7 protein-coding genes are annotated in these 7,997 nt (G+C 32.8%); all 7 read right to left on the bottom strand.

Annotation, left to right across the window (positions count from 1 at the left end):
* On the bottom strand, positions 1–324 hold a 324-nt coding region (locus tag ACW2QF_RS13430; RefSeq protein WP_455716518.1), incomplete at its 3' end, for a hypothetical protein.
* A 167-nt stretch (positions 325–491) separates the two neighbouring features.
* Positions 492–2,324 carry an ATP-dependent nuclease gene (locus tag ACW2QF_RS13425; RefSeq protein WP_455716517.1) on the bottom strand — a complete coding sequence of 611 codons (1,833 nt, stop codon included), beginning with the start codon at positions 2,322–2,324 and terminating at the stop codon, positions 492–494.
* Between the two features lie 180 nt (positions 2,325–2,504).
* Positions 2,505–2,627, bottom strand: coding sequence for a hypothetical protein (locus ACW2QF_RS13420; protein ID WP_455716516.1), 123 nt, complete (start codon positions 2,625–2,627; stop codon positions 2,505–2,507).
* Positions 2,618–4,261, bottom strand: a complete 1,644-nt coding sequence (locus tag ACW2QF_RS13415; protein ID WP_455716515.1) for a recombinase family protein — start codon at positions 4,259–4,261, stop codon at positions 2,618–2,620. The genes ACW2QF_RS13420 and ACW2QF_RS13415 overlap by 10 nt, the downstream gene beginning before the upstream one ends.
* Before the next feature lie 292 nt (positions 4,262–4,553).
* Positions 4,554–6,089: a DNA primase family protein gene (locus ACW2QF_RS13410; protein WP_455716514.1), complete on the bottom strand. Its 1,536-nt coding sequence runs from the start codon at positions 6,087–6,089 to the stop codon at positions 4,554–4,556.
* Positions 6,082–6,561 carry a hypothetical protein gene (locus ACW2QF_RS13405; protein ID WP_455716513.1) on the bottom strand — a complete coding sequence of 160 codons (480 nt, stop codon included), beginning with the start codon at positions 6,559–6,561 and terminating at the stop codon, positions 6,082–6,084. The genes ACW2QF_RS13410 and ACW2QF_RS13405 overlap by 8 nt, the downstream gene beginning before the upstream one ends.
* A gap of 11 nt (positions 6,562–6,572) precedes the next feature.
* The coding region (locus ACW2QF_RS13400) for a DNA polymerase (protein ID WP_455716512.1) at positions 6,573–7,997 on the bottom strand (1,425 nt) is incomplete at its 5' end.

Here is a 7,997-nt window from a genome sequence, read left to right as displayed (position 1 = left end):
TTTGTATGAAAGTAGTAATACTAATAATACAATTGACAAAATGAAAATGCCTAAAACGGTAACATATTTTAAATCAAAAGGTATTTGGTTAATCATTATAGTCAACGGTGCAATTTCATATTCATTTCCTCCAAAGTAATAACCATATAAAAGGGCATATCCTAATTGATAGAACAGATAAGCTATAAACAGCGCTATTCCAGTAATAATGGCTTTACCAATAAAATTAGAAGAAAAACTAACGATTTTAGAATAATAATCTTTTAGACTCATTTTAGTAGGAATAAATTTACCTTTTGAGTCTATCATTCTTTTATTTTCCATTAAATGTCACCTCGTGTTTTAATATACTATTAAAATATAAATATATAAAATATTTAAGATGGCTTTGGATATGTTCCTCAACCATCTTAAATGTTATTATTCTATTTTTAACCCTATTTACTCAATATTGTTTATTTCTAATCCAAATGTATTGAATTAATAAATAATTATAGTCCAAATATACTTTTGAATAAATTCAGCCATTCCTCTGGTATATCACTTTGTTGATTCCAATTTTCCTTTATATACTTATATGCCTTGAAAGGTTTTTCAGAGCTAGGCGCAGTGTAACCCAAAATGTCTTCCATACAATTATTTAGTTGAAACACTCTAGTTGGATCTCCTACAGCTTCTAAAATGGGTTGATTAAATACCTCTGCACCTTGTGTTCCTATGTCAGAATCATGCATAACAAGAGGCTCTACTCCCATTGCTTTTAAGAATTTTACCAACGAAATAATAGCTGCCTTCCCTCTCGCTTTTATTATCTGCCAGTTGTGATAGATATTGAGTTTTTGTTCATTACTAAGCCACTCGATTGTCTCTCTGATTACTACCTCTTCGGTATCTCCTTCTACTATAAGTACTTTTTTTGTAAAGAAAACTTTAGCAACATAATCATCAATCTTTAATAACATCTTTATGTACATTTTCTCATCATCGTGTAGTTGTTTGAAAGCCTCACTAATATTAAATGGGTTACATAGCACTTTATCAATCTCAATGTTTTCTTCGATTAATACACTCTCTTTAACCAGTGATAAAAGATTTAAAACCTGCTTTGGTTTTTGTCCCAAGTCAATCATATAAGGCGAGTGTGTTGTACATATGATCTGATTCAACTCAGAATCTGCTAATTTATAGATCGTCTCTCTCATTTGATATGCTGCATTAGGATGCAAATATAACTCTGGTTCTTCAAACCCAATAATCAATGGTCTAATATATTCACCAGTCTGAATCATGCGCTGTTCACGTAATGATTTATACCTTAATAATGCAAATACTGCTGCTCTTATAGTCCCAGTACCTTGCATGCATACGTTAGTAACCACATTGCTAGCCATATTCACCGTAAACTGAGGCTTTATCACTTTATCTGCCTCATTTAATTTTGCTGTTGTATGTATACCTGTACTTGGGAATATGTCACTTAAAATACTATTTAATTCTACCATCATACATCCAAAATCAGTCTCGGTGTTATTCGGATCTAGTTCATTCGCTAGTAGATTTAGATACCGTTGAGCCTCACGAAAGTTTGCAGAGGAGTTCCTTATTTCACAGAATAATTCATTTAAGGTAGACATTAATGCCCCTGAATTACCTGAAAGGTCATCTTGCTTATCTTGAGCTGGAATAATCAACACTCTTGGTAATTTACTTAATACATTGCCAGGTATGCCTCCAGGGTTTTGGAACCACGTTTCATTACTTTCATCATAATCATAGATTTCTTCAATTTCATTTAATTTTGCTTTTAAAGCAGCATTCATCTTTACAGTTCTATCTATATCACCGAATACTTCACTTACAATTTGCTCCTCTAATCCATTGTCGATGTATTGTTGCAGAGTAGTGCAATTCCAAAACTCTTCTTTCATTTCTTTTTTATACTCTTTTAGTTCAACTACTGCTTGCTTAGATGGTTCGTATGTTTTCCTATAAAATATTCGATATTTCGTAGTTCCATCTTCTTGGTAAGGGAATACTCTTCCCTTAAATCCCTTCCATCGAAGTGCCTCTTCAGGAAGTTCACGAAATTCACCCGTTAGTATAATCTTTTTTTTACTTGATATATTTTTGTAATCACTGTCACATACTTGAAAAAACTCATCTTCTGCTATTACCTTTTTATCAGTTAAGAAATAATCTATTGCTGCTAATATTGAACTCTTACCAGCGTTATTTTCACCAATTAAAAATGTAGCATTGGATAAGACTACATCAGTACACCAATGTCTTCTAAACCCTTCAATTTTCATCTTATATAGCCTCATTTAAAGTTTCCCCCTTAATTAGATTTATTTCTATTTTATATTTACTTCCTACTTTTTACAACATTAAATTACATATTCTAAGTTTTTCTTTACTAAAGAGCCTAATTAAATCACTTATATTGACATTTGCTTTTTATATATTCATTTATATACTTTTACCTAAATTATAATAGGATATTACTACAGATCGGAACCAGCCCTACAATTAATACACTGTAATAATATTTTTTCAATTGTATTACAATCAATTTTTCTCTCGTTAATTGCTAATGCCACTAATCGTCCTGTATTATTCATATACACAGCACTATATCTCCCTCCCTATATCCCTTCATTCTCTGCACAAAAATAGAGGGCATATCCGATTTGGATATACCCTCATGGCTTGCCTTAAGAAATCTTACTAGATTGTCATTCAATTGAAGCTGAATACTATCAATACTACGTGTTCGGTCAATCGTTATCTTCTCTATGATTAACTGTAACAGAATCTTCTTTTCAGCATTATCCTTGCATTTACTCATCACCTCATTGAACCGACTTAAAATTGCTTGTACTGCTTCATACGATATCTCATCTCCTTGAGCCTCGTTTAATGTAATTTGCAGCTGTTGCTTTCTTTCTTCTAACTCTTTTGTTTGTTGATTGAGATACTCCTTTCTTTCTACGAATTCTTCTCTTGTAATCATTTCCTCCTCAAACAGTTCAAATATCTTTTGCTTCTTATTACTAATTGTAAGCAGTTCTTTTTCAATTGCCTGAAGCTCTTTCTGTGAAGGCTTTACTTGATTACTTCTGCTTTGATTCAAAACCTTCACTACTTCTTTAATCATCTTTGGGTTACTTACAAAAGTTGTCAAACGTTTTAAGACCTCTTCATTTGCTTCATTCACTCTAATGGAGTTTGCGTTACAAACGCTAACCCCTTTATTCTTCCACGCTCCGCATGAATAGTATTCAATCTTCCCTCCTTTGCTCGGTGCTCTTGTAATAACCATACCTGCTCCACAAACTGGACATTTTAAAATTCCTGTTAACGGAAACCATGAGTCATACTTCTTAGGTGCTTTTGTATTCATCTTCATAATAGACTGTACTTTCTCCCATAACTGCTGACTAATTATTGGTTCATGTAAACCATCTACCAAAATACACTCTTCATTGACACCTCTTCTACGTTTACTACTCCAATCTGGATATCTATTGAAACGTATCTTTCCTATGTAAATCGGATTCAATAGGACTTGTCTTACTGTATTAACTGAAAAATCATTTCCTTTCTTACTCTTATAGCCCTTAGTATTAATCTTAGAAACGATAGCCTTGTAACCAAGTCCTGAGGCGTACAGTTGAAAGATTTCCCTTACAATCCTAGCTTCTTTTTCATTAACTATCAATCTTTTTTCAGGTCTCTTCACATTACTGTCTCCTACTTGCTTACTATCATATCCTAATACTATACCTCCATTCCAACTTCCTGCCTTTGCTTTTGCAATCATACCCATCTTAACATTTTCAGCTATGCACCCTCGCTCAAATTCACCAATAATGCCCATCATCTGAAATTGCATTCGTCCCATAGGAGTAGAATTATCAAAAGCTTCTGTTATCGATTTTAATGATACAGAGTTACGTTCAAGCAACTCGACAATTTGAAGCAAATCCTTCAATGCTCTTGAAATACGATTAATCTTCCATACAAGCACAATGTCAAATTTATGAGCCTTTGCATCATCAAGCAACCGTTTAAGCTGTTCCCTTCCTTGTATATTCTTACCACTTACTCCTCGATCAGTATAACTTCTTACAAAATCATACCCATGTGATTTACAATGTTGTATTAGCAAACGCTCCTGTTCATCTACTGAATAACCAAAATCTGCTTGCTCCTTTGTACTAACTCGGCAATATACTGCAGCTCTAATTGTTTTCTCCATTACTGTTTTCCTCACTTTCTTCTGAATTAATTACTTCTAAAACTAATTTTGCTAATCCTTCAATGATATAATCTATACCATCACACTCTCTAGTAATCTCCATACATGCTACTCCTATCAATAATATAAACTTATAATTGTAAACATTTCATTTATTCTACTTACTGCTCGTATCACTCCTAAACATTGTCTTTAGGTGTGAAAAGTGTATAATTCAGAAAAAATTTATTTACCTGAAATTAGCCACAAAAAATTTTTTTTGAAAATACACACTTTTTACACTTTATAGTAGTTAGGTGAAACACACCCTTTGTTTCCAATTTGATTTCATTTCAATTCCTATATAATAATTAGTACCATTTATCATTTTCGCTTGACTAGAACGATGCACTTCCTCCATGCATTTACGGAATGCTTGATGAAATTCACGTTTGTTTGTAAATTCTTCTGTTCTAATGTCATGTGTATTAGCCCAAGAAAGGTAATGTCTATATACATCTGGCATAGATATAATCTTTTTCTCATCTCCTACTTGTATACAAGCGCTGAAAAAATGTATGACTGGATTGGCTTCATAATAGTATTTCTGCTTTAGCTCATCAATAGCTTGGCATGGTGTCATATTCCATGAATTGTCAGCCAAACGGTAATACCCTTCCATCGCCCAATTAAATATACCAGGAAGTTCTTCTTTCAACCTGCTATAAATCGTTTTATCCTCATAACGAACTCCCTCTTCTTTACTTTCACCTGCTCTAAGTTCTTTGTAAGTATTCGGGAAATTAATTGGATGTAGTCTTGAAAAGAAACCTTTAGAAGAATCATTGTTAACCTTGATAGCTTGATTACAACAAATAATGAATTTGCATGAAATACGTATAGAAAATGCTTTTTCATACTTTAACTCAACATCTATTAAGTCACCACCAGTTAACGTTTTTATGACAGCAGTATCCAAAGGTTTCTTCTGTTCTCGTTCACCACTTATATTTAAAACTTTATCATATACATTCTGCTTACCAAAGCGTTCACTTAAGTCATCCAAAAAAACTGCAGATACATTTTCTTCTGAATGCAGATCCGTTAGAAGTCTGGTTAAAACCCCCTTCCCATTTCTCCCCATTCCGTAGAATACAAAGAATTTTTGAATTGGATACTCCCCATAAGCAAATGTATAACCAAAGATTTCTTGTATATTATCAATGACTGCTTGATCATTATTAAAGATATCTCTTAAGAACTCAAGAAACTGGGGACAATCAGCCTCAGGATCATACATAAACCCTAAACTTGAAAAATTAATATGCTTATAATTATTCTTCTTCTCAAAAAGCTTCTTATGTAAATCTAAGTAGCCATTCGGGAAAAATACAACTCCTTTCGGAATACTATATTGCTTATAGCATACTAACTTTCTTCTTACAGCCATTGTATAATTACTTTCCAAGCATGGAGACCAAAGTGATGAATCATATTCACCTAATACTTCAGCAAAAAACTTCCGTTCAACACTTTCTGGCAAATATTGATATCTACGTTGTTTGAAATTGTAGAAAGCAAGCTTCTCCATCACCATAATCATCATGAATCTTGTTAGAAGATAGCTTGTGAAAACATGTATATCAAGAGATTTTCCACGCTTAGTAATCTCAATACCTCTATTCTCTTCCTGGAGTTCTTCTAATTCAGACTTGATTACTCTTTGTTCCCGCGAATCTAATTCAGGGGATTGAAGCTGTTGCTTCAACCCCTCTTCTTCCTCATCTACGACGTTATAATGATCCCTATCCCATGTTTCAAGAGTAGAAGTTAAACCTTTTTTATGCATAATCTTCTTCCTCCATATCACAATAATCTTGTATATCATAATCCATCTCATCAGTATCGTTTTCCTCATCAAGACATCTACTGATAACTTTAACATTAGTATACTGATCATTTTTAACCAGCTTTACAATGCAAGTCTTTCCAATTAAATTATCTAAGATATCCCACTCATCTTCATACAATAGCTTATCTAATATGCCTTCGAGTATCTCTTGTGCATACTCATTGTCAGAATAAGTTTGATCAAAATTTTTTCTTTTTCCCTCCTCATTAAATACTGCAAATTGAATTTTTGTATACTTCTTCTTTTCATCATAAGTTACGTTGTTTATTATGGCTGGATAAGATGTGTTTGTTTGAAATCGAACCCGAAACGGTATCTCCACCTTATTTTCGGAATACCTATTCTTATTTGCCTCATACATGCTCTTTTTAAATTCTGTTGTTGTCATAATATTTTTAAAGTTTAGCATAATCTCATCTCCTATTTTTTCACTTTAATATCTACAGGAATATAACTTGCGGTTGGTACAAGCCGTTTAAACCCTTCTTGCATAACCTGCTCTAAAAGTTTCGAAGCCTCTTTACAATCACATGATGGTACTTCTAAAAGTATTGAATCATGTATACAAAACTTTAGATTCCATGTCTTTGGTAATTTATAATTCAACTCAATTAGAACTTCTTTTAAAATATCTGCTCCACTTGATTGGATAATCATATTTAATCTTTTATATTTAGGAGGTAAGTTAGGTGAGTACCACGTTTTACCTCCAACACTTTGAAGTTTAAGTTCACCTTCCAATTTCTTTTGATATTCATTTATTCCTGGATTGGTTTCAAAAAAAGAATCTTTTAATCGTATTACTTCCTCCTTCGAATAATAAATCCCACACCCATGCAGCTGATTTTGAAGTCCTTCATAACCAGCTCCATAAAGAATAGAAAAATTCACCTTCTTTCCAATTACTCTTTGTTCTTCAGTTAGCATATCTTCAGGACATTTAAATATATCTGATGCAGTTATTTTGTGAAAATCTGCACCGTCTTTTATTGCTTTGATGAGCTTATCTTCTTTTGCTAAATATGCAAGTAAAACAAACTCTTCTGAAACATAATCCCCCCAAATATGAACATTACCCTCTTCTGGTATCCAAAAGTTACGTAAACGCTTTGGATAGCCTTGAAGATTAGGCAAAGTTGTTGTAATTCTTCCACTTTTTGTACCGAATGAGTTCCAATGACACCTTAGATATCCATTCCCATCAAGGTATTTCATTTGCTTGTCTAAACCATATGTAGTAAGAATCTTCTTACATTGGTTGTATCTTTTTATTTGTTGTACTACTTCATCATCAAGCTGAGACTTTTCAATATGATCTTGAAGGATCATATTGAAATTTTGACTATTGTTTGTTACTCCCAACATGTTATTTATAGATACTAATGAAGATTCTAACTCACGCTCTATATTCAATAGCTCAACTATAAAACCATCATAGTCTAGTTTTATGCCTTGCAGTTGCATCTTGTAAATACAAGGAAGCACACTCAATTCTCTTCTTATTCCATCACCAGTAATATTAGCTTTATTAAAATAAGTATCCAGTATTATATCAACTAAACGAGTTAACGCTGGCTGAATACTTGTCCTAACCTCATCACTTGAATATATTCTTGGGATAGATTGTAAAAGTGGAAACATTAAAAGTCCTAACTGTCGGTACAAATGGCAATCGTATTCTTCACCCTTTAGTACACAATTCTGAATAATACTTAAGAAATTTTGCAAGGTTAGCAATATTAGGCTTTTATCTTTGCAGTACTTTCTAATTACCTTCATCTGTTGATTACTTAGTACAATAGCAACATGTAGTGTTGTTTGATGTCTTCCTGATGAGTCCCAAGT

The sequence above is a fragment of the Anaerosporobacter sp. genome (assembly GCF_965301125.1).
The sequence above is the reverse complement of the archived record's forward strand: the minus strand, read 5'-3'. Positions and strand labels throughout refer to the sequence as shown.